Origin of the sequence: Bradyrhizobium sp. SZCCHNR1043, from assembly GCF_032489675.1 — a bacterium.
GTDB lineage: Bacteria > Pseudomonadota > Alphaproteobacteria > Rhizobiales > Xanthobacteraceae > Bradyrhizobium.
The window spans coordinates 55,048-79,954 of sequence record NZ_JAUEYN010000004.1; the positions used below are offsets into that span (position 1 = coordinate 55,048).

The 24,907-nt window shown below is 65.6% G+C and carries 26 protein-coding genes and 1 tRNA gene; 11 read left to right on the forward strand and 16 right to left on the reverse strand.

The window, feature by feature from the left end; genetic code table 11:
- Window positions 1-2: 2 nt before the first annotated feature.
- Window positions 3-887, reverse strand: a complete 885-nt coding sequence (locus QX039_RS07815) for a folate-binding protein (RefSeq protein WP_315773938.1) — start codon at window positions 885-887, stop codon at window positions 3-5.
- Window positions 888-1,085: 198 nt separating this feature from the next.
- Here QX039_RS07815 and QX039_RS07820 point away from each other — a divergent pair, with 198 nt between their 5' ends.
- Window positions 1,086-2,420 carry a dihydroorotase gene (locus tag QX039_RS07820; protein WP_315773974.1) on the forward strand — a complete coding sequence of 445 codons (1,335 nt, stop codon included), beginning with the start codon at window positions 1,086-1,088 and terminating at the stop codon, window positions 2,418-2,420.
- A gap of 132 nt (window positions 2,421-2,552) precedes the next feature.
- On the opposite strand, the gene QX039_RS07825 is transcribed toward QX039_RS07820, so the two are convergent.
- Window positions 2,553-3,074 (reverse strand): protein phosphatase CheZ, encoded by a 522-nt coding sequence (locus tag QX039_RS07825; protein ID WP_315739983.1) that lies wholly within the window; start codon window positions 3,072-3,074, stop codon window positions 2,553-2,555.
- Between the two features lie 734 nt (window positions 3,075-3,808).
- Here QX039_RS07825 and QX039_RS07830 point away from each other — a divergent pair.
- Entirely contained in the window at window positions 3,809-4,252 is a 444-nt protein-coding gene (locus QX039_RS07830; protein ID WP_315739984.1) for a CBS domain-containing protein, read from the forward strand.
- A gap of 198 nt (window positions 4,253-4,450) precedes the next feature.
- Here the strand turns inward: QX039_RS07830 and QX039_RS07835 are convergent, their stop codons facing one another.
- The gene (locus QX039_RS07835; protein WP_315773936.1) at window positions 4,451-5,845 is read right to left on the reverse strand and encodes a serine hydrolase; all 1,395 of its coding nucleotides are present in this window, start codon (window positions 5,843-5,845) and stop codon (window positions 4,451-4,453) included.
- Window positions 5,846-6,209: 364 nt separating this feature from the next.
- On the opposite strand from QX039_RS07835, the gene QX039_RS07840 reads away from it, so the two are divergent.
- A complete protein-coding gene (locus QX039_RS07840) occupies window positions 6,210-6,509 on the forward strand; it encodes a hypothetical protein (protein ID WP_315739986.1) in 300 nt (99 codons plus the stop codon).
- A gap of 853 nt (window positions 6,510-7,362) precedes the next feature.
- Here the strand turns inward: QX039_RS07840 and QX039_RS07845 are convergent.
- The 4 genes from QX039_RS07845 to QX039_RS07860 all read right to left on the reverse strand — a co-directional run bounded on the left by QX039_RS07845 (window position 7,363) and on the right by QX039_RS07860 (window position 9,234).
- Window positions 7,363-7,629 (reverse strand): hypothetical protein, encoded by a 267-nt coding sequence (locus QX039_RS07845; RefSeq protein WP_315717207.1) that lies wholly within the window; start codon window positions 7,627-7,629, stop codon window positions 7,363-7,365.
- Between the two features lie 168 nt (window positions 7,630-7,797).
- On the reverse strand, window positions 7,798-8,196 hold the full coding sequence (locus QX039_RS07850; RefSeq protein ID WP_315717206.1) for a TIGR02301 family protein: 399 nt from the start codon (window positions 8,194-8,196) through the stop codon (window positions 7,798-7,800).
- Between the two features lie 31 nt (window positions 8,197-8,227).
- Window positions 8,228-8,647 (reverse strand): NUDIX hydrolase, encoded by a 420-nt coding sequence (locus tag QX039_RS07855; RefSeq protein WP_315739987.1) that lies wholly within the window; start codon window positions 8,645-8,647, stop codon window positions 8,228-8,230.
- Window positions 8,648-8,712: 65 nt separating this feature from the next.
- Entirely contained in the window at window positions 8,713-9,234 is a 522-nt protein-coding gene (locus tag QX039_RS07860) for a hypothetical protein (protein ID WP_315717204.1), read from the reverse strand.
- A gap of 86 nt (window positions 9,235-9,320) precedes the next feature.
- Between QX039_RS07860 and QX039_RS07865 the strand changes: the two genes are divergently transcribed.
- Window positions 9,321-10,091 (forward strand): SOS response-associated peptidase, encoded by a 771-nt coding sequence (locus tag QX039_RS07865; RefSeq protein WP_315773933.1) that lies wholly within the window; start codon window positions 9,321-9,323, stop codon window positions 10,089-10,091.
- A 160-nt stretch (window positions 10,092-10,251) separates the two neighbouring features.
- Here QX039_RS07865 and QX039_RS07870 read toward each other — a convergent pair whose 3' ends face one another.
- The 4 genes from QX039_RS07870 to QX039_RS07885 are packed head-to-tail and all read right to left on the reverse strand — an operon-like array spanning window position 10,252 to window position 13,758.
- Window positions 10,252-10,833 carry an NUDIX domain-containing protein gene (locus QX039_RS07870; RefSeq protein WP_315739989.1) on the reverse strand — a complete coding sequence of 194 codons (582 nt, stop codon included), beginning with the start codon at window positions 10,831-10,833 and terminating at the stop codon, window positions 10,252-10,254.
- Between the two features lie 9 nt (window positions 10,834-10,842).
- On the reverse strand, window positions 10,843-11,298 hold the full coding sequence (locus QX039_RS07875) for a GNAT family acetyltransferase (RefSeq protein ID WP_315739990.1): 456 nt from the start codon (window positions 11,296-11,298) through the stop codon (window positions 10,843-10,845).
- Between the two features lie 15 nt (window positions 11,299-11,313).
- Window positions 11,314-12,741 (reverse strand): FAD-binding oxidoreductase, encoded by a 1,428-nt coding sequence (locus tag QX039_RS07880; RefSeq protein WP_315739991.1) that lies wholly within the window; start codon window positions 12,739-12,741, stop codon window positions 11,314-11,316.
- Window positions 12,742-12,759: 18 nt separating this feature from the next.
- The gene (locus QX039_RS07885; RefSeq protein WP_315739992.1) at window positions 12,760-13,758 is read right to left on the reverse strand and encodes an L-threonylcarbamoyladenylate synthase; all 999 of its coding nucleotides are present in this window, start codon (window positions 13,756-13,758) and stop codon (window positions 12,760-12,762) included.
- A gap of 229 nt (window positions 13,759-13,987) precedes the next feature.
- Here QX039_RS07885 and QX039_RS07890 point away from each other — a divergent pair.
- The 5 genes from QX039_RS07890 (at window position 13,988) to QX039_RS07910 (ending at window position 17,463) form a co-directional block, all read left to right on the forward strand.
- A tRNA-Pro gene (locus QX039_RS07890) sits at window positions 13,988-14,064 on the forward strand.
- A 92-nt stretch (window positions 14,065-14,156) separates the two neighbouring features.
- Window positions 14,157-14,651 (forward strand): MarR family winged helix-turn-helix transcriptional regulator, encoded by a 495-nt coding sequence (locus QX039_RS07895; RefSeq protein WP_315740169.1) that lies wholly within the window; start codon window positions 14,157-14,159, stop codon window positions 14,649-14,651.
- 61 nt (window positions 14,652-14,712) lie between these two features.
- The gene (locus tag QX039_RS07900) at window positions 14,713-16,386 is read left to right on the forward strand and encodes an FAD-dependent oxidoreductase (RefSeq protein WP_315740170.1); all 1,674 of its coding nucleotides are present in this window, start codon (window positions 14,713-14,715) and stop codon (window positions 16,384-16,386) included.
- Window positions 16,387-16,641: 255 nt separating this feature from the next.
- Window positions 16,642-16,914 (forward strand): hypothetical protein, encoded by a 273-nt coding sequence (locus QX039_RS07905; RefSeq protein WP_315740183.1) that lies wholly within the window; start codon window positions 16,642-16,644, stop codon window positions 16,912-16,914.
- 54 nt (window positions 16,915-16,968) lie between these two features.
- On the forward strand, window positions 16,969-17,463 hold the full coding sequence (locus QX039_RS07910; RefSeq protein WP_315740171.1) for a GNAT family N-acetyltransferase: 495 nt from the start codon (window positions 16,969-16,971) through the stop codon (window positions 17,461-17,463).
- Window positions 17,464-17,544: 81 nt separating this feature from the next.
- Here QX039_RS07910 and QX039_RS07915 read toward each other — a convergent pair whose 3' ends face one another.
- Both QX039_RS07915 and QX039_RS07920 read right to left on the reverse strand, forming a co-directional pair.
- Window positions 17,545-18,435 (reverse strand): hypothetical protein, encoded by an 891-nt coding sequence (locus QX039_RS07915; RefSeq protein ID WP_315773931.1) that lies wholly within the window; start codon window positions 18,433-18,435, stop codon window positions 17,545-17,547.
- 385 nt (window positions 18,436-18,820) lie between these two features.
- Window positions 18,821-19,066, reverse strand: coding sequence for a DUF3551 domain-containing protein (locus QX039_RS07920; RefSeq protein WP_315773929.1), 246 nt, complete (start codon window positions 19,064-19,066; stop codon window positions 18,821-18,823).
- A gap of 362 nt (window positions 19,067-19,428) precedes the next feature.
- On the opposite strand from QX039_RS07920, the gene QX039_RS07925 reads away from it, so the two are divergent.
- Window positions 19,429-20,445 (forward strand): YihY/virulence factor BrkB family protein, encoded by a 1,017-nt coding sequence (locus QX039_RS07925; RefSeq protein ID WP_316219510.1) that lies wholly within the window; start codon window positions 19,429-19,431, stop codon window positions 20,443-20,445.
- Between the two features lie 114 nt (window positions 20,446-20,559).
- On the opposite strand, the gene QX039_RS07930 is transcribed toward QX039_RS07925, so the two are convergent.
- A complete protein-coding gene (locus QX039_RS07930) occupies window positions 20,560-20,898 on the reverse strand; it encodes a hypothetical protein (RefSeq protein WP_315774202.1) in 339 nt (112 codons plus the stop codon).
- A gap of 295 nt (window positions 20,899-21,193) precedes the next feature.
- Here QX039_RS07930 and QX039_RS07935 point away from each other — a divergent pair, with 295 nt between their 5' ends.
- Window positions 21,194-22,816, forward strand: coding sequence for a PAS domain-containing methyl-accepting chemotaxis protein (locus QX039_RS07935; RefSeq protein WP_315774200.1), 1,623 nt, complete (start codon window positions 21,194-21,196; stop codon window positions 22,814-22,816).
- A 417-nt stretch (window positions 22,817-23,233) separates the two neighbouring features.
- Here QX039_RS07935 and QX039_RS07940 read toward each other — a convergent pair whose 3' ends face one another.
- Both QX039_RS07940 and QX039_RS07945 read right to left on the reverse strand, forming a co-directional pair.
- Window positions 23,234-23,998 (reverse strand): serine O-acetyltransferase, encoded by a 765-nt coding sequence (locus QX039_RS07940; RefSeq protein WP_315774199.1) that lies wholly within the window; start codon window positions 23,996-23,998, stop codon window positions 23,234-23,236.
- Window positions 23,999-24,132: 134 nt separating this feature from the next.
- Window positions 24,133-24,759 (reverse strand): LysE family translocator, encoded by a 627-nt coding sequence (locus QX039_RS07945; RefSeq protein WP_315774197.1) that lies wholly within the window; start codon window positions 24,757-24,759, stop codon window positions 24,133-24,135.
- Window positions 24,760-24,907 lie beyond the last annotated feature (148 nt).

Genomic DNA, 24,907 nt, shown 5'->3' on the forward strand with positions numbered 1-24,907 from the left:
GCTCAGGCGACCGTCTGCTTCGGCGCGCCCTGCAGCGCGTCGGGATCAGCGATGCGTAGAACGAGGCCGCCGGCGGTAAGCGGCGTTCCCGCCTCCAACGCCTCGGCGGCGCGGTCGATGCGCAGCAGCGCCATGCCCTTCTGCGCGGCGGCCGAGCCCATGGTGCCGACGGACTTGTCGCCGGCCAGAATCGGCGTGCCCGGCTCGGGACTCGGCCCGTCGAGCAGCACCTTCGCCGCGCGCGTGCGCGTGGTGCCGCGATGATGCATGCGGCTCACCACCTCCTGGCCGACATAGCAACCCTTGCCGACATCGACGCCGTGAAGCCGGTCCATGTTGGTCTCGTGCGGGAAGGCATCGCCATACGTGAAGTCGAGCCCGCCGCGCGGCACGCTGCAGTCGATACGATGCGCCTCATAGGCGTCGGTCTCGACGATCTCGGCCCCGAGCCGTGCGGCGATCTCCGCGAGCGCCTCCTGCGGCGCAATGACGCGCGCGCCGAGGCGCTCATGACGCGGATCGGCGAAGCTCGGCTCCGGCGTGGCGCCGATGGCGCCATCCCAGACCGCGATCACGCCGAGCTCTCCGGAGCGATTGCTGACCGCGACCTTGGCCCTGAGCTTGTAGAGGTTGAGCTTGTCGGTGAGCGCCTGCGCCAGCGCGCGCGGACAGTCGAGCAGGAAGCGCTCGCCGGCGTCGGTCGCCGGCACCTGCGCCACCAGGAAATCAACGATGATCTTGCCCTGCGGCGTCAGCAGCGCGCCGAACCGGGCATCGCCGGGCGTGAGCTTGGTGACGTCGGTGGTGAAGAGACCGTTGAGGAACTTGCGTGCATCGTCGCCGCTGACCTGGACCACGCCCCGGTCGTCGAGAAACGTCGCCTTCATCCGAAAAACCTCTTGCGACAGGCCGCACTGAAACGTAAGCCGCCCAGGCATAAACCACAAGGCTGAAACGCCGCCGCGCGGTGGCTTCATTCTAAAGATCGAGACTCGCGTGCCACCGGAGGCCAGCAAATGGGCAGGCGCGCAGCATGATCGATCTGTCTTGGGGCGGTCAGGAGAATGAAATCCTATGAGGGCTTCATGAGCGCGCGCTTCGACGTCATTCTGAAATCCGGCACCGTGGTCAATCAGGACGGCGAGGGCGTCCGCGACATCGGCATTTCAGGCGGACGTATTGTCGAGATCGGCGATCTCGGCACAGCCTCGGCCGCCGAGATCATCGACTGCAAGGGCCTGCACGTGCTGCCCGGCGTGATCGACACCCAGGTGCATTTCCGCGAGCCTGGTCTCACTCACAAGGAGGACCTCGAAACCGGCTCGCGCAGCGCCGTGATGGGCGGCGTCACCGCCGTGTTCGAGATGCCCAACACCAATCCGCTGACGGTGACCGAAGAGGCGTTCGCCGCCAAGGTCGCTGCCGGCCGCCATCGCATGCATTGCGATTTCGCCTTCTTCATCGGCGGCACCCGCGAGAATGTCGAGCAGCTTCCGGTGTTGGAGCGCGCCGAGGGCTGCGCCGGCGTAAAGGTGTTCGTCGGCTCCTCCACCGGCTCGCTGCTGGTCGAGGACGACGACAGCCTGCGCCGCATCTTCCAGGTGATCCGCCGCCGTGCCGCGTTCCACGCCGAGGACGAGTACCGCCTCAACGAGCGCAAGGACCTGCGCGTCGAGAACGATCCGCGCTCACACCCGGTGTGGCGCGACGAAGAGGCGGCGCTGCGCGCCACGCAACGTCTCGTCACCCTCGCGCACGAGACCGGCAAGCGCATCCACGTGCTGCACATCTCCACCAAGGAGGAGATCGTGTATCTGCGCGACCACAAGGACGTCGCCACCGTCGAGGCGACGCCGCATCATCTCACCTTGGCGGCGCCGGAGTGCTACGAGCGGCTCGGCACCTACGCGCAGATGAATCCGCCGGTGCGATCAGTCGATCATCGCGACGTCATCTGGTGGGGCGTCCACCAGGGCATCGTCGACATCCTCGGCTCCGACCACGCGCCGCACACCGCGGAGGAGAAGTCCAAGACCTATCCGGCCTCGCCCTCCGGCATGACCGGCGTGCAGACGCTGGTGCCGATCATGCTCGACCACGTCAACGCCGGTCGGCTGTCGCTGCAACGTTTCGTCGACCTCACCAGCGCCGGCCCCGCCCGCATCTACAACATCGCCCGCAAGGGCCGCATCGCCGCCGGCTACGACGCCGACCTCACCATCGTGGACCTGAAGCGCAGCGAGACCATCACCAACGAATGGGTCGCCTCGAAAGCCGGCTGGACGCCGTATGATGGCCTACGCGTCACCGGCTGGCCGGTCGGCACGTTCGTCCGCGGCCAGCGCGTGATGTGGCAGGGCGAGCTGCTGACGCCAGCGACCGGCGAGCCGGTACGCTTCATGGAGACGCTGCGGCCGTAACGGCGCTGCGCGTTAGTTTGCTCCGTCATTGCGAGCGCAGCGACGCAATCCAGAGTCCTTGCGCGGCCCTGGATTGCTTCGTCGCTCTGCTCCTCGCAATGACGCGGAGCGGGCATCACGCCCGGCCGTCGTTCACGCGAACAGCTTGTCGATGTCGTCCTGGGAAATCGCCACGCCGGGCCGCTTCGGGCCCTCCAGCAAGTCTGGGACGCTCGAGGGGGCAGCAAGCTCGGTGGCCAGCCGCGCCAGCTCCTCTTTTCCCCAGATGCGGACGAGCTTGTTGATGTGGTCCTCCATGAACTGCAGCGACTTGACCACCCGCGTGATCCGCTGCCCTGTGAGGTCCTGGAACGCGCACGCCTCGAACACCTTGTTCGTGCTGTCGACGATCTCGTCGCTGACCGCCGCGGCCGTCGGGTCTTTGACGCTCTGCAACTTCGCGACGCTGGCGCCGATCGCCTCCATGCTTTCGAGGATCGCGTTCCCGGCCACCTCCGTATTCTCGACGATCGCGTCGAGGGTGTCGGTCATCGTCGCGAAACTGCCCTTGCCGTCGCCTTGAAGAGCGGCGAGTTCGCGCCGCATGCTGCTAATCTGGCCGAACATCTCGACCAGGTACGTTTTCAGCAACCTCTCTTCTTCCGGCGCAATCATCAGAAATCCCCGACTTTTCCTTAACGTTTCCTTACCAATTCTTCACGCGGCAGTTGCGAACCCCGGCCTGCTCTTCTGTGAAGGCATTTCGGATTTCGCTTCGGCGGTGACCGGCTCGCGACGCGGCTATCGAGATTTCGCGTAAGCTCGAAACGGCACTGTGGTCAGGTAGGTGAAGATCAGCGACCCATTTTTGCCCGTTTTCGTTAAGGGCGCATGTTCATTCACGTCAAAGCCTTCAAATTGCTTTGTGAAGAGTTTCCGAGCGACATGGCTGCCGAGGGGGCCGTTGGGCAGTTCTCGGTCTGCTGTCGGTTTCCGCGACGCCGGGACGGCCTTTGGAGCCTGGATGTCCGAGCGGGCGTCACGACAGGAGGCAGGCGGCGGCGGCCGGCCAAGACGAATGCGAATGTCCGCTGCCAGGGACGACGCGGACGTGGGGGAGAAATTCCAGTACGCCGCCTCTTGACCCAGAGCTCTCTACTGACCGCGATCGTCGATCGACTTGCGTTTTGCCGAGCAACATTTTTGCCGGCACCCGATGGTTCCGCTCTCGGGGACGACCTGACGTCTGCAATCCCAGGAATCGCTAGGCCGCCTGTGACCCCCGATCATCGTTCGGTTCGCGGCCAGGCGCACCGCATCGGCGAGGCGCTGACGAAGCCGGATATTTCGACTATCCTGCCATCCGGACCATCAAGGCGGGGCAGGACGGGGTCCAGGAGGGGACATCGATGAGCACAGTAAGAAGCGCGCTGGCCCAGAAGAGTGGCGCCCTGATCCATGTTCGTTCCGACGACATGGTCGTCGAAGCCTTGCGCCAGATGCGCGACAACCGGGTCCGGTCGGTGCTCGTCATCGACGACGGCGCGCTGGTCGGCATCGTGACGCAGGGGGACTGCGCCATCAAAGTGCTGCTGCCCGGGCTCGACGCCAAGCAGACGCCGGTGGGTCAGGTGATGACGGGCAACCCGGTGACGGTCAAGCCGGATCACCGGCTGGACAGTTGCATGGCGATGATGGCTCAACGTGGCTTTCGCCATCTGCCGGTGCTGGACGCGGGCAAGGTCGTGGGCGTGATCTCGGTCGGAGACGTCGTCAAGAACATCATCCGGGACTTGGAGCACAACGTGGACGACCTGATGGGCTACATCATGAAGGACGGCCCCGGGGGCTGACGGACGAACGTGGTGCCGTCGCTCTCCGCCGATATCTGCTTGTGACCCATCTCGGACCTTTCCGCCCGGCCCCGCGACGTCCGCTGTCGGGGTGCACCGGAAGTTAACGACCGTGGAAGCGCAGGGGCCGCTTGTGACCCGAGGCCGACGTTGTTCGCGGTGCATGGTCAGCCCAGGAATGTGGTCAGGTCTGACGCGCTAATGCCTTCTCTCGCCCCGCGCGTCGTTGCCATTCTGATGAAGAACTAGATGGGAGATCTGCCCGGCGTCCGTCGAGAAAAACTCCAACTGGGCGTCAACGACTTTCGCGAAGAACTTGCTCTGCGACTCGGGAAATAGCCGGATTTTGCGTTGATTGGTCGCTTGCGACATCAGTTGCCCATTCTCCAGAGTGATGGTGATCGAGAACGTCGGCGTAAAGTCATAGACGCCAGTGTATGTCGCGAGAATAGCGGGATCGACCTCTACGCTCGTGCGGACGATCGGATGAAAATCCGGCCAGCCGTAGACCGAAGCGATGCTGCGCAAGATCTCGGTCGCTAGTAGCTGGCCGCCTTGCGCGTTGGTCATGATGACCGCTCCATCGCCACTATGCTGATAGGCGACGAGCACCGCTTCGAAACCCTCGTCGATACCACCGTGCGAAAAGAAGGGATTTTCCTGCGAGCCCCCGATCGGAAAACCCAAACCGTGATTGCCTTGACCGGCAACGAGCATCTGCTTGGTCATCTCAGTCGAAAGCACTCGATTTGAATCGCCCAGCAGCGAACGCTGAATCTCGATCGCGTATCGCGCGAGGTCAGTCGGCGTCGTCCAAAGTCCTGCAGCCGCCATTTCCGGATAGATGTGGGACCCGCCCTCTACAGGAGCGCCGTTTGCCTTGTAGGGCGTCGCAGCGCTGGAGCGCAGTTCCACCGGCAGCGGCTGTTCGTAGGTACTGCGGGTCATGCCGATAGGCGCAAGCACTGTGTCATGCATGAGCTTAGGGAACGGTTGATGCGAGACGTCGAGCAGCAACTGCTGCATCACCGTGTAGCCACCGCCGGAGTATTTCCAACGGCTTCCCGGAGCAGCCTCCAGGCGAACGGGGGCGGTGTTGGCTGGCTTCTCTCCATCTAGGACTTGGACGAGCGAGGGAATCGGAGCACCCGCCGAGTAGCCCGGGAATCCGTGCACCGTGAGCCCGGCAGTGTGACTGAGTAACTCACGCAGCGTAACCACGGCGCCTGGCGCAGCTGCGCTTGCGGGGATCTTCCACGAGGTCAGTGCCTGATTGACGTCCGAGTCGAGCGCCAGCTTGCCTTGCTCGATGAGATGAAGCGCAGCCATCGCCGCGACCGGCTTGCTGATGCTACCGGCCTGGAACAGGGTATCGGCCGTCACGGGGCCGCCCCCGAGTTGTGCGACGCCAAATCCCTGCGCCCATTCGACGGCGCCATTATGGATCACCGCAATGCTGACGCCCGGCACTCGATCAGCGGCCATGCGGTCCGGGAGCCTTTGACAAATGTGAGGATCGTCCTTCTCCACCACCTTCGTCCTGAGGCACGCGCAGACATCATCGATTCGACGCTGGATTTCGGGCGAGATCATCCCCTGAGCCTCAATCTTTTCTGATCGCCACAACAGTACGCCGAGACACAGTAGAGCGGTCAGCAAGCAAAACCGTATCACAATCATCGGTTGATACCTCTAGGCAGCCGACGTTAACGTAGCTCGATCCCTCAACACGAGACAAATGTCCGCTTGTGGCCCTGGCTGTGTGAAAAGGCCCATAACGGATCTGGTCGCCGGCTCGCGTGAAGGTCTGCTTCTGATGCTCAACCGGAAGCAGGTGCCCGGCAACAGGGCTCCGACGGGGCTGTATCTTGTTGTCTTCTTAGGGTTGAGAAAACCGGTTCGCGCTATTCGCCTGTGACCTTCAAGACGGTAGGGTTGGCCCCAAGGATAGTGTCTGGTGTACTTCATCGCCTTTATGATCGTGGTCGTCTTGACTGCCGTGGTGTCGCTTCGTCGATCCATGGCTCTATCACGGAACGCTCGGGGGGCTGGCCCGGCCCAGCGGCTGGCAGCGCGGCGGCGGGCGCTTTGGCCTGTATTCTGCGCGGCAATTCTTGAGTTTGGGTTGATTGGACTTAGTCATGTTCAAGACAACCAGGAGCTTGGTCCCTCCGTGACGATCGATCTCATGGCGCTTACGGCCGCTTTTATCGGCGGCTGGTTTCTTGGCGTCATCGGCGGAATGGATTGGGACTGAAGCGCCGCAAGAAACGCAAAGCAAAAGAGCCCGTCGGGCGAATCAGTCGCGCGATCTTGTTTGTAACGCCGTCGTTCGGGTTCGCCGCAACTACACGAAACGCCTGTGCCGAAACGGCAATTTTGCGCATTGTCTCAACGTGATCGCGCCCGCAGCACCTTCCGGGCGAAAGATTTCACTTTCGTTTTTCCAGAATACGTGTCTATCCTCCACCCATCCCGCCTCAACGAGAGGGGCGTACGCGCGGTCGTCACGAGACGCGAGGCGGGCAGGCGGTGGACGTGTCGGGTTGCAGCGTGGCTTTGGCTGCGCGGACGAACAATCCCGATGCGGACGTTAAGTCGCGTGGTCCTGGCCTCCCGATGCCGAGGTCAAGCCTGAGCGTGATGCGAGAGCATCGGCGCAGGCGATGGGGGCAATCAAGCCGGTCCCCAGGGAGAGCGCGAAAGAAGCGTTAAAACCATCGCGCAGGGAAGGCTGGGCTCATCCGGCTGCACCTGTGGTTCCTGCCCCGTGCACTTTTGTTCGCACGGGGGCCATGGGCGTCAGCCGACGCCCAGCCTTCCCTGCGCCCTCGATTGAATGAGGGCCGAACGTCGGTCATCGCTCGGACGCATCGCGCCGCGAGGACGATGAGGCGTGTCTCGATGCTGTTTGAGATGTGGAGACGGATCTCGGCACCGATGGGCGCTCTTCGTTTTGGCTCCGTCATTGCGCTCGCAATGACGCGGAGTTTGTCGACGTAGTTGTCGTAGCCTGAATGAGCGCAGCGATATCCGGGTTCAACGAGGCTGCGGATGAGACCCCGGATGTCGCTGCGCTCATCCGGGCTACCCGCGAGGAGCGGGAGAACCTACTGCGTTGCGCGCGACAGCGAGAACTCGCCGTTGCGGACGCGCTCCGGCAGGCCTTCGACGAAGGTTGCGACCGCGTCCTCGCCATAGGTGGTGACGAGTTCGGCCAGCGCCGCGAACAGGCTGGCCTGCGCCAGGCAGTCGCCGTCGACGCCGTCGTGGCGCGCTTCCGCCCAGGCTTCGTTGAGGTAGCTGAGCGCGGCCTGCTTCTGCTCGTGGTCGGGCAGGACGGCGGGGAGGGCGCTGAAAGTGACGGGAAAGCTCATTGAATTCAGTCTGGCGGGGCCGCGAGGCGCGTTGAATTCCGAACGCGGACGCGCCGGACCAGTGAGGTTTACCACGCAGGCGGCGGACGCCTAGGCCAGTTCTTTAGGAAAGGTTAACAAGGTTAACGCAAACGTGGATAACGCCCGCGCGCCGTCAACCATGGGCCATCAGTTGGCGTAGCGCGCCGTGAGGTCGCGCGAGATCTTCGAGCCCTCGTCGATGTAGCGGCGGATCGCCACCATCGCCGCCGGCGTGCAGGTCCGGTAGGTCTGCTGAAAGCCGTTATAGCCGCGGTTGAAGCCGGCAATCATGCGGGCGCGGCGTTCGCCCGACGGCGTCTCGGCATCGATCAGAGCCTGCATCTGGTTGCGCCATTTGGCGCCTTCATTGCTGCCGCAGATGCCGCGGAGGTAATGCAGGGTTCCGAGGATCTCGGCCAGCCGCTGCAGATCGCCATCGAACGGCGCCGCCGCATCCTGTGCGCGCGCGGGCACAATGGCGCAGGCGGCAACGAGCATGAGGACGGCCAGGAGGCGCTTGGGGATCATGGGGAACACCGACGTCATATGCCTTTGCCGGACGGCGGACGCAAGGCGCCTACACCAGGGTCCGTGCGGCGGCGATGATCTCCGGCAGTCCGTCAGTCAGCGTGAGGCCCTCGAGCGCATCGGGGAGGCGCCACTGAAAGTCGTCCAGTTCCGGGTTGAGCCGGGGCTCTCCGGCCTGCCAGCGGGCCGCAAAGGGAAGGATCACATAGTGGCCGCCGCTGCCCTGGGCCGGCAGGACCTCGCGCCATCCGGCCAGCCCGACAATTGCGATCGAGAGTGCGGTTTCCTCCATGACCTCGCGCGCGACGGCCTCGTGCAGGGTTTCGCCGAGCTCCACCCGGCCGCCGGGCAGCGTGTAGACGCCCTTGGCGGGGGAACGCGCCCGGCGCACCAGCAGGAGCTTGCCGTCGCGGAAGATGGCGGCGCTGACGGCGAGTTGGGGGTGGCGGGGCGGCGTCGGGGCGGTCATGCCAATGGCTCCAGGCGTGGTCTGCACCGTAGCGTGAAGACTGCCGGGCCGGCAGCCCGTGCTGCTCAGAAGCTTGCCATGATGGCGTCGACGGCGTCGACCTCGTCGACCGGGTCGGGGTCGACCTCGATGTCGCCATTGATGATGCCGCCGGCCTGCGTCACCAGCGGCTTGACCCACGCCGCGGCCTGCTCGGCGAGCTTGGCCTTGGTGGCGTCCTGCTTGGCAGCGCGCATCGCGCTGCCGACCGCGAGCAGGATGTCGGTCATGGTCTTCGTGAGATGATCGAACTTGTCGCGAATCGCCGGATCGGCCTGCTCATAGGCCTCGATGACGAGATCGCGGGCCTTGAAATTGGTGTGCGTGAAATGTTCTGGATAGGTCAGCGGCGACCACGCCAGAAAATCCTCGGCGCATTCCGGAATATCGGGAATCATTTCGAGCAGCATCACGGCTTCGTTGAAATGATTCAGATAGTCGGTGGCGAGCCCGGTGCGCGGATTGATGTTGGCGGCGCGCAGCATCGCGGCCCGCGCCGGGTCAATGGCGCTGCCCGCCGGTCGTTGGGTCGTGCGATCGGTAGGCACGGAATGGGTCGCCGCTGCGGTCATCCGCTGCAGTGTTGGCAACCCAAGTTAAAAGGTGCTGAACACACGACGATTTGAGTGAGATTATGTGTGGACGCTTCGTGATCACTTCACCGCCCGCGGCTCTCAGGCAGATTTTCGGCTACGAGGAACAGCCGAACTTTCCGCCGCGGCACAATATTGCTCCGACGCAGCCGATTCCCGTAGTTCTTCTGGATCAGGACATCAGGCATTTTCGGCTCATGCGCTGGGGATTCATTCCGGCCTGGGTCAAGGATCCCCGTAATTTCACGCTGCTGATCAATGCGCGTTCGGAGTCCGTACGCGAGAAGCCGGCGTTCAAGAATGCGATCCGGCGGCGCCGCGTGCTAGTGCCCGCTGATGGATATTACGAGTGGCAGGTGATCGATGGTCGCAAGCGGCCGTTCTTCATCCATCGCAGTGACGGCGCGCCGCTCGGTTTCGCGGCCCTCGCCGAGACCTGGATGGGGCCGAACGGCGAGGAGGTCGATACGGTGGCGATCGTCACCGCGGCCGCGAGCCGCGATCTCGCCACGCTGCATCATCGTGTTCCCGTGACGATCAGGCCGGATGATTTCGCGCTGTGGCTCGACTGCCGCTCCGATGATCCTGACGAGGCCATGCGGCTGCTGATCCCGCCTCGCGAGGGCGAGTTCGCGTGGTACGAGGTCTCCACGCGCGTCAATGCGGTGGCCAACGACGATGAGCAGCTGTTGCTGCCGATGACCGCGGAGATGCGCGCCGCCGAGGACGCGCAGCGCAAGCCGGCGAAGAAGGTTGCATCTCGTAAAGTTTCGCCTGCGGCTGCGGATGACGGGCAGGGGAGTTTGTTCTGAGGCGGGATATATCGACAGAGAAGATCGTCATCCCCGCGAAAGCGGGGATCCAGTACGCCGTGGCCTCTCGTGCCGAAACGGCTGCCGGTGGAAGACTGGGTCCCCCGCCTTCGCGGAGGACGACAGAGAAGCAAGACCCGCGACCGAGCGTTGGCCGCGCTCAGCCAAAGATCCTCAGCGCGGCGTGCTGCAGCAGCATGATGGTCTTGGCGTCCTGGATGCGGCCGTCGGCGATCATCGCCAGCGCGTCGTCGATCGAGAGTTCCAGCACCTCGATCTCCTCGCCCTCATGCGCGAGCCCGCCGCCGGCGCTGACGCGCATGCGAGGCTCGTATTCGGCGACGAAGAAATGGATCTTCTCGGTGACGACGCCCGGGCTCATGAACGCCTCGAACACGAACTTGACGTCGTGCAGCCGGAACCCGGTCTCCTCCTCGGCTTCGAGCCGGATGCGCTCCTCCGGCGAGGCATCGTCGAGCAGGCCGGCGGCGGCCTCGATCAGGAGATCGTCGTAGCCATTGAGGAAGGCGGGATAGCGGAACTGCTTGACCAGGATGACGCTGCGCTGCGCGAGGTTGTAGGGGAGGATCGCCGCGGCGTTGCCGCGCTCGAACACGTCGCGGCTCTGCATCTGCCACGTGCCGTCGTCGCGCCGCCACTCGAACTTCGTCGAGGTCAGCGTCCCGTAATGGTCGGAGAGCACGCGCGTCTCGTGGACGCGGATGCGGTCGGAGATGCTCATCGCTCGCCTCTATTTCATTCCGGGCGTCGGCGGGCGCCCGTCGAGCCATTTCGAGAACACGACGCTGTCCTGCACGGCATAGTCGAGCGCCTGGTAGAACGCCTGCACCGCGGTGTTGTCGCCGCGCACCATCAGCATCAGCTTGGCGACGCCGCGTGCGCGCAGCCAGTCCTCGGCCGCGGCCATGATGGCGCGGCCATGGTTGTGGCCGCGATGCTCGGGATCGACGCTGACGTAGTAGACCCAGCCGCGATGGCCGTCATGGCCGACCATGACGGAGGCTGCGATCGCGCCGCCGCTGCGGCCGACCAGGACGGTCGCATTGTCGCCGCGGCGGGCGAGCGCGATGTCGGCGGCCGGATCGTTCCACGGCCGCGTCAGGCCGCAGCGCTGCCACAGCGCGATGATGGCTGGCACGTCGGCATCGGTGATGTCGGAAACCGCGAGAGCAGGGGCACTGTCCATGGGAGCGTCGAAAGCCTAGAGCACCTTGCCGGGATTCATGATCCCGAGCGGATCGAATTGCGCCTTGATCGCGCGCATCAGCGAAATCGCGGTCGGGTCCTTCACGTCGGGCAGCTCGTCGCGCTTGAGCACGCCGATGCCGTGCTCGGCCGAGATCGAGCCGCCCATGCGCAGCACGATCTCGAACACGACAGCATTCACCTCGTGCCAGCGGGCGAGATAGTCGGCCGTGTTGGCGCCGATCGGCTGGCTGACATTGTAGTGGATATTGCCGTCGCCGAGATGACCGAACGGCACCGGCCGCGCACCGGGCATCAGCTTCACGACGGCGGCGTTGGCTTCCGCGATGAACGCCGGCACCGCCGCAACGGGCACCGAGATGTCGTGCTTGATCGAGCCGCCCTCCGGCTTCTGCGCCGCCGAGATGTCCTCGCGCAGCTTCCAGAACGCCATGCGCTGGGCGAGGCTGCCGGCGATCGCGGCGTCGTCGACGATGCCCTCCTCGAGACCCTTTTCCAGGATCGTCTCCAGCGTGGCGCGGGCATCGTCGCGCGACGACGACAATTCCATCAGCACGAACCAGGGATGGGCGCCCGACAGCGGCGCGCGGTTGCCGGCGGCGTGGCGGATCGAGAAGTCGAGCGCGATCGCGGCAATCAGCTCGAAGCTCGTCAGGTTGCCGGCGGCCTCGCGTTGCGCGATCGCCAAGAGCTTCAACGCGTCATCCGGCGACTTCAGGCCGACGAACGCGGTTTCGACCGCGCGCGGCTTCGGAAACAACTTCAGGCTCGCCGCGGTGATGATGCCGAGCGTGCCCTCGGCGCCGATGAAGAGATTGCGCAGATCGTAGCCGGTGTTGTCCTTCTTCAATTTCGACAGCGCATTGAGCACGCGCCCGTCGGCCAGCACCACCTCGACCCCCAACGCCATCTCGCGCGCCACGCCATAGGCCAGCGCGGCGGTGCCGCCGGCGTTGGTCGAGAGATTGCCGCCGATGGTGCAACTGCCCTCGGCGCCGAGCGACAGCGGAAACAGCCGGTCGACCTCGGCGGCCTTCTGCTGCGCGACCTGCAGCACGACACCGGCCTCGGCGATCATGGTGTTGGAGGCGGTGTCGACCTCGCGGATCTTGTCCATGCGCTTCAGCGACACCACCACCTCGCCATTGTGCGGCGTCTGTCCGCCGACGAGACCGGTGTTGCCGCCCTGCGGCACCAGCGCGATGCGGTGCTGACTGGCAAGCTTGCAGATTGCCGCGACCTCGGCGGTCGAGCCCGGGCGCAGCACCAGCGGCGAGCGGCCGTGGAACAGGTTGCGCTCCTCGGTGACGTAGGGGGCGACGTCGGTCTCCGCCGTCAGCGCCTGGCGCTCGCCGACGATGGCGGCGAATTGCGCGATCAAATCGGGCGGCAGCGGCGGCAGGGCAGGCTGGCTGATGTTCATGGTCAGTCGCTTCCAGTGTTATCTCGGCGCGGCGGCGCGGCGCAGCCGGTCGTTGATGGCCTCGCCCAGTCCGTCGTTCGGGATCGGCATCACCGCGATGCTGCGCGCACCCCTGGCATCGAGGCTGCGAAGATAGCCGAAAAGATGCATCGCCGCCTCCGCTGGATCGCCCAAGGGCGAGAGGTTCAGGATCGCGGCGGCTTGGTCGGCCCCGGGCAAGGTCACCGGACCGAAGGCGAGCAGCGCCTCGCCGGCCGCGACCTCGCTGGCGTCGAGGCGGACGGCGGCGCGCGGCGCATAGTGGGAGGCCAGCATGCCCGGCGCCAGCGGCTGCTCGGACGTATTGGTCTCTGCGGCGGGCCGCGCCAGCGCACGGCCGAGCACCGCCTCGATCGCCTCGCTGGGAACCCCGCCCGGGCGCAGCAAGGTCGGCTCGTCGAAGCAGCCGACGATGGTCGATTCGACACCGACCTCGACCGGCCCGCCGTCCAGGATCAGGTCGATTCGTCCCGAGAGATCTGCCGCCACATGAGCCGCGGTGGTCGGCGACACGTGGCCGGAGATGTTGGCGGAGGGCGCCACCACGGCGCCGGCGAACGCCGCGAGCAGCGCTCGCGCGATCGGATGCGAGGGAATGCGGATCGCGACCGTGTCGAGACCGGCCGTCGCGAGATCTGCGACCGTGCAGCCCGCGGCCTGCGGCACCACCAAAGTCAGCGGTCCCGGCCAGAACGCGGCGGCCAGACGCTCGGCGGTGGCATCGAAGCGGCCGATGCGCTGCGCCGCCGCGATATCGGCGACATGGGCGATCAACGGATTGAAGGCGGGCCGGCCCTTGGCCTGATAGAGGCGGGCGATGGCCGCGGCATTGGCCGCATCGGCGCCGAGGCCGTAGACGGTCTCGGTCGGGAACGCGACCAGTCCGCCGCGGGCGAACGTCGCCGCGGCTTGCGCGATTCCAGCCGCGTCGGCGGGCAGGATCCTGGTCTCGATCGCTTGCATGTCTGGGGCGGGCATCGATGGTACGGGACGGCAGTGGCTTCCGCGCTCGGCTATAGCGGGCGCGGACGTTCGAATGAAGCGCGCAAATCGCCTGTCGCATTGCGCTCGCGCCATGGCCGCCGGACAAAGCCCCACGGCCTCAAGCGGTTAACCCCTCTGCCGACGATCAGCGATTTCGATGCGATTTCCTGCCTTGTGTCCTTGCGAAGACGGAAACCCAACGCTATAAGCCGGCTTCCCAAGTCGGAGCGTGGCTCAGCCCGGTAGAGCACTGCGTTCGGGACGCAGGGGTCGCAGGTTCGAATCCTGCCGCTCCGACCATTTCTTGGCGTGACAACTCACGCTTTTCCCGATGTCACCTTGCGCCTGCTACGCTGGTCCAGCGTAGCTCGATGAAGCGAGGTGTTCCCGACATGACAGCGCGATCTCCACGCACGGCGCCGCTTGCGGGACGAACCGGAACGGCCTGGCGGCACGCCAATGTCGGCCGGTTGCTCAACAATGCGGTGCGCCGGTTCGAATCCCGGGTTCTCCAGCTGATGGCGGAGAGCGGTCACGGCGAAACGCGGATCGCTCATGTCAGCCTCACGCGAAATCTCGACGTCGAGGGCACGCGGCTGACCGAGCTCGCGCGGCGGGCCTCGATGAGCAAGCAGGCGATGGGCGAACTGGTCGATCAATGCGCCGAGCTGGGACTGGTGTCGCGCGAAGCCGATCCGAGCGACCGGCGCGCGCGCCTCGTCCGCTTCACGCCGGCCGGACTGAAATGGCTGGAGGCGTTTGGCGATGCCGTCGATGTGGCCGAAGCCGAGATGCGCAAGGAGCTCGGCAAGGCGGCGATGGACGCGATCGTGCAGGGATTGCAGGCCTACGGCGCCCGCTTCGATACGCTCAGCGACGTCAGATAGTCAGGTTGCTTGACTATTTTGCGGGGCGCGGTAGCCTTCCTCCATTGCGAGGAGAAGCGCCGTGATCGAACGTCTGAGCGCCTCGGTGCTGATCGCGGGTGGCGGGCCGTGCGGGCTGATGCTGGCCAACGAGCTTGGCCGCCGCGGCGTGTCCGCAATCCTGGTCGACGAGAAGCCGGGAACGGCCTTCAACCCGCAGGCCAACGCGACGCAGGCGCGGACGATGGAGCATTTCCGCCGGCTCGGCTTCGCCGACGAGGTCCGGCGCGCCGGCCTGCCCGCGGACTACCCGACCGACGTCGCCTATTTCACGCGCTACACGGCGCATGAGCTGGCACGTTTTCAATTGCCGTCCGCAGCACGCGCGACGGAACTGGTGAAGGGTCTGTCCGGCTCATGGAGCGCGGCCGAGCTGCCGCATCGGGTGTCGCAGAAGTTCGTCGAGGCGATCCTGCGCCGGCACGCAGCGCGGCTTGCAGGCATTCAGCTGCACTACGGGCATCGGTTGATCGGCTACGTCGCCGATGACGGCGGCATTGCCGCCGACGTCGAGCGTGTCAGCGACGGTGCGCGCTGCGAGGTCGCGGCTGATTTCCTGATCGGCGCCGACGGTCCGCGCTCCCGGGTGCGACAAACGCTCGGGATCTCCTATGGCGGAACGACGGGAATAGAGCGCGATTTCATGGGCGGCCGCATGCTCGCGGTCTATCTCCGCTCGCCGGAGTTCTACGCCAGCATCCCCCATGCGCGGGCCTGGATGTATGTCTGCTTCAATCGTGACCGTCGCGCCTTCACGGCCGCGGTGAACGGCCGCGACGAGTTTGCCTTCCACACCCAGCTGCGGCCGGGCGAGGACGAACGCGCGATCACTGCCGAGGACGCAAGGACAGCGTTCCAGCGTGCCTGCGGTGCGCCCATTCCCTGCGAGGTGCTGTCGCACCTCACCTGGACCGCGGGTCATGCGCTGGTCGCCGAGAGCATGCAGCGCGGCCGGGTCTTGCTTGGCGGTGATGCGGCGCATCTGTTCACGCCGACCGGCGGACTCGGCTACAACACCGCGATCGAGGACGCGGTCAATCTGGGCTGGAAGCTCGCGAGCGTCGTCAAGGGAACGAGCCCCGTCTCGCTGCTCGACAGCTACGAGGCCGAGCGCCGTCCGGTGGCGCTGCGCAACACCGACTACGCGCGCCGATTTGCGGATTCGCTCGGCCTGTTTGCCGCGGTGCCCGAGATCGAGGACGCGACAGCGGCCGGCGACGAGGCTCGGCGCATCGCCAGCGCCTATCTCGATCGGCATGCGCGCGCCGAGTTCAACATCCCCGGCATCACCTTCGGCGGCCGCTACGACGGCTCACCGATCATCGTCCCCGATGGCACTCGACCGCCGCCGGATGCGGCCAACGTCTACGTGCCGAGCGCTTGTCCCGGCGGCCGCGCGCCGCATGCCTGGCTGGAGCACGGTATCTCGCTGTACGACCGCTTCGGCTTCGAATGGACGCTGCTGCGTTGTGAGGGCAGCGACCTCGATGAGGATCAACTCCGTGAGGCCATGGGGCCGCTGCGTGCCGACGTCGAGATCGTCACCTTGCCGCGGGCCTTGCGTGATCTCTACGAGGCCGACCTCGCGTTGATCCGTCCCGATCAGATCGTGGCCTGGCGCGGGAGCGCTGCGCAGGCCGGCATGCTTGGCAGCGTGCTGGCTCGGGCACTCGGAGGGGATGCACGCACTCCCTGAGCTCTCGGTCGTGCGGGGCGAAATGGACCCGCGGCGGCGCGCCGCCGATCGGCTTCTACGCCCTCACGATCAGAACCTCTTGGACATCCGGCGCGTCATCGACACCAACGTCATCGGCAGGGTTGAGCTGAGGAGCACGTCGGCGCTGCGCGTTCGGCATTGGGGCGCCGTCTGCCCAAGCATTGCCCGACCTTCGTCCGGCTGCTAGCGTTCTCCCGTGAGGCACGGGCGAACGAAGCGACGATGACCGACGTGATGACCGAATCGGAAAAGGCGCAGCAGATCGTGGCTGCGCTGAGGGCGGCGGAGGCGAGCCCGCCGGAAGCGGCCCTGCAGACGTTGAACGGCCTGATGGGCCTGGTCCGCAGCCCGAGCGCGGAGCAGCCGCTCGAGGTGGAGGAGGCGCGCTCGGCGGCCTTCATGTCGATCTGTGAGGTCGGCAAGGCGCTGCATCGCGGGCAGCCGACGGAGGCGCTGTGGCCGGCGGCGCTGTCGGCCGGCGAGCGCTGGCTGGCGCTCGCCAAGTGAGCAACGACAAGTGAGCAAGGACGAGTGAGCCAGAACCAGCCCGGCGCGGGCCGCATGAGTTGGCGTGCAATGGCGCCAGGCGATCTTGCTGATGTCGATGGGATCGCGGCCCGCCTGCACCCGAACTATCCCGAGGACAGGCGTGTTTTCGCGGAGCGCCTGCGTCTCCACCCCGATGGATGCCGCGTGCTGCTCGCGGCTGGCGCCGGGATCGCCGGCTATGTGCTCAGCCATCCCTGGCAGCTCGGCCGGCCGCCGGCCTTGAACGTGCTGATCGGAAGCATTCCGTCGCCCGCATCGACCTACTACATCCACGATCTCGCCTTGCTGCCCGAGGCCCGCGGCAGCGGCTCGGCGACAGTGATCGTTGAGGAGCTGATCCGACACGCGCGTGCGCTCGGCCTGACGTCGCTGTCGCTGATCGCCGTCAACGGCTCGACGCAATTCTGGGAGAGGCAAGGATTTGCAGTCGACAAGGCAGCCGCCGCCACCGATCCGACCGGCAGCTATGGCGGCGACGCGAACCTGATGATTCTGCGGCTCGCCTGAATTGCACGCTTCTTTCGCGGCGGCGGTGCCATGCGAAGCGGCCCGACGATGGGCCGGGCCACTTGCGGTTCATGACGTGCTCTATTCCGGCATCGACATCGGCCGGCGCCACATGTCGCGCCGCCGGCTGAAGCGGTTGGCGTGCAGCATCCATCCGGTGACAGGCTTGCCGTCGCGGTGACGGCCACCGCTCTCCGCGGCCGCCCAGGCTGCGACGGCGCCGAGCAGCAGCGCGGTGGCAACCGAGAACGCCAGGATGGCGGTGCCGGCGCGCGTGCGCGAGATCGCGCTCTTGGCTTGCGCGATCACGCTGTCCACCCGCCGCTCGGCATCGGGAGCAGCGAGACCGGTCGTGCCGCTGACCATCTGCACGAGATAGCCGCGATCCTCCGGGCTGACGCCATTGTGGCTCGACGCCGTGAGCAGGATGCGTCCGGCTTCGCTGCGCGCGGGTGCGAGATCCGGGCTGGGCGCCGGCCGCGGCGCGCGGAACAGATGGTCGAGCTCATAGCTCAGGACCGACGGCTCATTGGCCGTCGCCGGCGCAGTGAGCGGATTGGTCCGTGTCGCCGTGGACGCGCCGAGCACGGCCAGGGTGGCGCCGAGCACGACCGCCAGCGCCCAGGCTGCGACGCCGTGCAGACCGTCGCGCTTTTCGATCTCTTCGCTTTCGGCAAGCCCGTGCGGCGCGCGCAGGCGGCCCGCCATGTAGCCGCCGCAGCCGAAGCTGATCAGCGCCTGCAGCACCAGATACAGTCCTGACAGGAGCCAGAGCGCCACCGAGGCGTCGCGCCATGTCGGCGCAGTGGAGCTGACACCGAGGCCGACCGACATGGCAAAGCCGATCAGGATCGAAGAGACCGCAGCGGCGGTGATGGCTCCTGCAACGACCGGCGTCCATTGCAGGGTCCAGCTATCGGCCGTCGCGCTTGCAACGGGTGACGTGACGACCGGCGCGGTTTCCATGGCCATGATGCCGTCTCAGCGCAGGCCGAAGAACGACAGAACGGCCATGATGACCACGATCAACCCCACGAGATAAATCAGTCCGTCCATGATGGTCCTCATCCGGTTCGACATTGGTCGCCGTATAAGCGACAGCGAGGCGCAATGTTCCGCGCACGGAGCGGCGGAGGAGGAGAGGACGCGCGGCTGCCGGCCTCAGATGGGAGTTGCCGCAACAGCTAACGGATCATGGTGCCATTGCGCGACGCAATAGAGCAGGGCCAGGGGGCGTGGCGGCCAGAGATGTCGCCGCCAGCCATGTTTCAATCGCAGCCAACTTCCGATCGCAGCCATGTCTCGATCGATGGCGCTGCCCGTCCACCGCGCGAGAGGCTGATGCAATGACCCGCGCTCAATAGCGTCGGTCGTAGCCGCGCTGCCGGGCATAGGCGTAGGTGGGGTTGATACCGCAGCCGGCATCGGTGCCGGAGGCCGCAGCCAGGCACTGGCGATAGGTGGAGAATTGGCAGTTGCCCGGATAGCCCCAGATCCTGCCTTGCAGGCAGTAGCGGTCCTGCGCGGCGGAGGCGGGCGAGATCGCGGCGAAGCCCGCGAGGACGGCGGTGGCAGACAGCGAAGCAAACAGCAGGCGGCGCATGCGTTTATCCTTGCGTTGAAAGGTACCGTTGCAACGCGACGGTGCGCAGGCCCGTTCCTCACGCGCAACATTAACTGTTGTGTCGGCGTCGCAGCTTCGCGTTCACCGACGAACGAAAATATCTGCATGTTGGCGCTTGCCCGAGTTGGCCTCTTGAAGATCTGAGGCAGCCCCACCGTCGCGGAGCTCGGCAACGCGCGTCATGGCGTGATGCCGGAACATTCGTCCACCGCCCCGGTTGCTTTTTTCGCCGCTAGTGATGGACCGATCCCATGTTTCGCCGATCCAGGACGTCAGACGCCGCCCATCGCGACTCCCCAAGCGTTTTCGCGAGCAGCCCGCGCGCACCTGGCACCGGCGGGATGCTGGCTCTGCTCGGGTTCGCGTTCCTGATCCACTATTTCGATCAGCGGCCCGAACAGGCCGGGCGCACGGGACGCGCGAGCAGGGTCGACGATGGACACGGCCGGTTGGCGCGTTTGCCCTCGGAGATTCCCGCGCGCAGCTGGAAGGACGTCTTGTTCCGGGTCTACGAGAACGTCACCGAGCACAGGATCGTTGCGCTCGCCGCAGGCATGACATTCTACACCCTGCTGGCGATCTTTCCGGCGCTGGCCGCGCTGGTGGCAATCTACGGCCTGTTTTCCGATCCGGCCAGGATCACCGGACATCTGGAGCAGTTGCAGGGCGTGATGCCGGGCGGCGCCATCGACATCGCGCGCGACCAGTTGACGCGCGTCTCCGCCAACGGCACTCAGGCGCTCGGCATCACTTTCCTGGTCAGCCTCGCGATCTCGCTATGGAGCGCCAATGCCGCGATGAAGTCGCTATTCGATACGCTCAACGTCGTCTATCGCGAGCCGGAGAGGCGTGGCTTCATCAAGCTGAACGCGATTTCGCTGCTGTTCACCGGAGGCGCGATCCTGTTCGCGCTGCTCGCGATCGGAGCCGTCGTCGTGCTCCCGGTGCTGCTGAACTATCTCGGCATGTCCGAGGCCGGCGACCTGGTGTTGCGGATCGGCCGCTGGCCGGTCATCTTCATCTGCGTCGCGCTCGGACTGGCTCTGATCTACCGCTACGGGCCGGACCGCGAGGAGCCGAAATGGCGCTGGATCAGCTGGGGCGGCGCGCTGGCAGCGGTGCTGTGGCTCGCAGGCTCGGCGCTGTTCTCCTGGTATGCGGCCAATTTCGGCAGCTTCAACGCGACCTATGGCTCGCTCGGCGCCGCCATCGGCTTCATGACCTGGATCTGGATCTCCGCCATCGTGATCCTGATCGGCGCCGAGCTCGATGCCGAATTGGAGCATCAGACTCTGCGTGACACCATCACCGGCACCGCGGGACGTCCGCATCCTGTCGAAGCCGTATCGCATCGATGAGCCGGCGGCCGCGCTCGACGCGGTGAAGATGGAAAACGTCTGGTCGCAGGCGCACATCTCCTGAGGAATACCTGATCGATGCAGGTTGGGTGGACGGAGCCAGTTGATCATCTATCATTTCAGGATGGCGCCGGGTGATCCGCACCGCCGTCCGCCCGCTCGCTCCTGTGCGACCATATCGAGGGCGCCAACCAGCATCTCCGTCACCACGACGTCAGCCTGGTCGTCGACGCGGGCGATATCTGCTGCACGTTCCAGGTCCGCTCCCGCGGCGGCGATCCGCTGATCGGCGCCTACAGCGATCCCGACCTGACGCGCCCAAGGGCCAACGAGATGGGCTGCGGCAATCTTTCCGACCGGGTGCGCCTGCAAAATGAATATGACGGGAGCGGCGGTCCGCCCTGTCAGTGCGGATCGCCGGATCCTTCCGCCCGCGATCTCTGGATGCAGCATCGTACGCTTCACCTTTGATGTTGGGGCGCCGCAGCGCAGCTTCCGCGCGGCGTCATTGTATGTCTGACATCATGCCACAACGGTAGAACTACGGAAAAACCGGATTTCTCAACGCGCTTTAACGAGAGTGGAACAAGTTGCATCAATCTTTGCGCAGACATGTCGTCGGTCGCATGGGCAACCGTCACCGTCGCCGATCATCTGAAAACGTACTCATCATCTGGAGGTCACCTTGTTGTTTCGATCGAATAGCCGCTCGGACGCCGAAGCGCAGCTTGCAGCAATCAGTCGTGCGATGGCCGTGATCGAATTCCAGCTTGATGGCACGATCATCACCGCCAACCAGAACTTCCTGAACGCGGTCGGGTATCAGTTGCAGGAAATCCAGGGCAGGAACCACAGCATGCTCGTGGATCCTTCGGAGCGCGACAGTGCCGCCTACCGCGAGTTCTGGGCCGCACTGCGCCAGGGCGAGTTCAAGGCTGCCGAGTTCAAGCGGATCGGCAAGGGCGGTCGCGAAGTCTGGATCGAGGCGTCCTACAATCCCGTCCTCGACAGCGCCGGCAAGCCGGTGAAGGTCGTCAAGTTCGCGACCGACGTCACCGAGAAGAAGCTGCGCAGCATGGCCGACGGCTCCAAGCTTGCCGCCATCGATCGCGCGCAGGCCATGATCGAGTTCAAGCTCGACGGCACCATCGTCAGTGCCAACAAGAATTTCCTCGATGCGCTGGGCTACCGCCTCGACGAGATCCAGGGCAAGCATCACAGCATGTTCGTCGAACCCGCGCTGCGCGACAGCCCGGCCTACCGCGAGTTCTGGGCTGCGCTCAATCGCGGCGAATACCAGGGCGGCGAATACAAGCGCATCGGCAAGGGCGGCAAGGAAGTTTGGATCCTCGCCACCTACAATCCGGTGCTCGATGCGACGGGCAGGCCGATCGGGGTCGTCAAGTTCGCGACCGATGTCACCGCGCAGAAGCTGAAGAACGCCGACCTCGCCGGGCAGATCGAGGCCATCGGCAAGTCCCAGGCGGTGATCGAGTTCAACATGGACGGCACGATCATCACCGCGAACGACAACTTCCTTCGCGCGCTCGGCTACACCCTGGCCGAGATCCAGGGCAAGCATCACAGCATGTTCGTCGAAGCGTCCGAGCGGGAGAGCGCTGCCTATCGCGATTTCTGGACGAGCCTGAACCGCGGCCAGTACCAGTCGGCCGAGTACAAGCGCATCGGCAAGGGCGGCAGGGAAGTCTATATCCAGGCCTCCTACAATCCGATCCTCGACCTCAACGGCAAGCCGTTCAAGGTGGTCAAATATGCGACCGACGTCACCCGGCAGGTCTTCGTTCGCATGGGCAACGAGCGCGTGCGGGCCATGATGGAATCGGTGGCGGCGGGCGCAGAGGAACTCAACGCGTCCGTGCGCGAGATTTCCGAAGCGATGACGAAGTCGCGCGAGACCGCCATGGGCGCGGTGGACCGGGTCACCGCAGCCGACGCGCAGGCGCAGCGGCTCTCCGATGCGGCTCAGTCGATGAGCGGCATCGTCGAGATGATCCACAACATCACCGGCCAGATCAATCTGCTGGCGCTGAATGCCACCATCGAGTCCGCCAGGGCCGGCGAAGCGGGCAGGGGCTTTGCCGTCGTTGCATCCGAGGTCAAGAACCTGGCCACCCAGGCGAAGACCGCCACCGACAAGATCGCGACGGAGATCGACAGTCTCAACAATATCTCCGGGGGCGTCGTCACGTCTCTCGGCTCGATCAAGCAGGCGATCCAGAACGTCAGCGAGTATGTGACGTCGACGGCCGCCGCCGTCGAGGAGCAGAGCACCGTCACGAGCGAGATGTCGTCCAGCATGGCGCGTGCCGCGGCCGAAGCTCAGGCTCTGGCCGAGCGCGCCGCGGCTTGAGGCCGGATCGATAAGCGCCGACGCGCGGCGGCCTGTCAACCCGGGCCGCCGCGCGGTTGCAGGCGATGCCGCCGGCCGGCGCGTCATGCGCCTGTCGCCCCTTTGCCGAATTCCACCACTCTCACCGGGGTGATCCGTGGCCGATATCCTCGCATTTCCCACCCGGGCCTCGTTGCGGATCGTCGGCGCGAAGGCTGCGCGATGCGGTGGCAACCAGCGAGGTCGGACGGCTGCGGTGCGAATTGGAGCTTTGGCGAAGCGCGGTCGCCAATCTGGATCGGTGCATCAGGTCGGATCCGGCCCTCGCATCCCTTGCGGCCGAGTGCGACAAGATCCGCGACCTGATCTCCGTCACCGCGGCCAAGCTTGATACATTGCTGTAGAGCCGGCCGCCCCAGGAGTTGCGAGGAATCGTGGTCAGGCCGGGATCGGCTGCTCCGGGCAGTTCGTCAGGCGAGCCGGCGTGCCCACGGCGGTGCAGCCCGACGGCACATCGGTGGTGACGACGGCACCGGCGCCGATCTTGGCAAAATCACCGATCGCGACGTCGCCCAGCACGGTCGCGCCCGAGGAGAGCAGCACGCCGCGGCCGATCCGCGGGGCGCGGCCGGGCAGCGCGTCGTGTCGTCCGATCGTAACGTTCTGCAGAATGGTGACGTCGTGGCCGATGCTGCTGTGGGCGCCAATGACGATGCCGGTGGCATGATCGAGAAACACCGAGGTGCCGAGCCGCGCCGAGGGGTGGATGCTCACCTGCAGGGATGTTGAAGAGTCCGCCTGCAGCAGTAGCGCCAGGTCGGGCTGCCCGTTGCCCCAGAGCCAGTGCGCGACGCGATAGGCCTGCAACGCGATGTAGCCTTTGTAGTTCAGCAGCGGCGGCAGCAGCGCTGTCGTCGCTGGATCCTGCGTCGCGATCGCGCCGAGGTCGCGACCCGCCGCCTCGACGAGCTCAGGCGCGGCGGCATACGCCTCGCGCGCGACCGCGGCAAATCGGGCGCGCGCGGCATCGCCGCTGCCGAGGCGGATGCCGATCTGCTGCGCGACGGCACTGCCGAGATCAGAATGGTCGAGGATTGCAGCCGACAGGGCGCGGCTGAACACGGGATCGGCCGCGGCGATGCGCCGGGCCTCGTGCTGGATCGACGGCCAGAGCTCGGGACTGGATGGGTGTGTGTCGGCCATGGCAAAGCCTGCTCGATAACAGGTGACGGCGGCAATATAGCCTGACCTGCGCGTTGCAGAAACCTGGACGACGCCTCGCGGGCGTTGTCAGCCGATGTGGCCGGCGACAATCCCTGCCGAAGGTCGCAGCCCGTTCAGTTCTGCGCCGTCCGCGCCGCCGCAGCGGCGACGCCCGCACCGATCAGAAGGGTGCCGCCCGCCTTGTTGAAGATGCTGATCACCTTCGCGCTCCCTACGAGCGCGCGGGCGCGCGAGGCGATCAGCGCATAGCCGACGGCATTGGCGAAGGCGAGCACGATGAAGGTCGATTCGAACACGACCATCTGCGTGAGGAAGCTGCCGTTCGGACTGAGGAACTGCGGCAAGAACGCGACGAAGAAGGTGATGCTCTTCGGGTTCAGCGCCGTGACGATCCAGGCGTGACCGAGCATCTTCAGCGCCGAGGTCCTGTCGGTCCGCGGCACGGCGTTCAGCGCGCCGCCGGCCTGCCACAGCTTGATCCCGAGCCAGACGAGATAGGCCGCGCCGATCCATTTCAGCACGGTGAACAGCAGCGCCGAGGTCGCCAGCAACGCACCGACGCCCAGCATGGACAAGGTCATGGCGGTGAAGTCGCCCAGCGCGACGCCGACGGCCGTCGGCAGCGCGGTTCGCCACCCCTGGCCCAGCGCATAGGAGACCACCAGCAGAACCGTCGGCCCCGGGATCACCAGGAGGATGATGGACGTTCCCGCAAATGCGAACCAAGTCTCGATCGTCATGCTGATCGTCTCTCGCGAGGACATATGCGAGGTTGGTATATCGAGGCGGATAGGACCGCAATGATCTTTGTTGCGAGAGCCACTTCGCAGTTCTCCTCGACGATCACAATCCGTCTTCCAACGCAAGACGTGTCATGGACGACCTTCG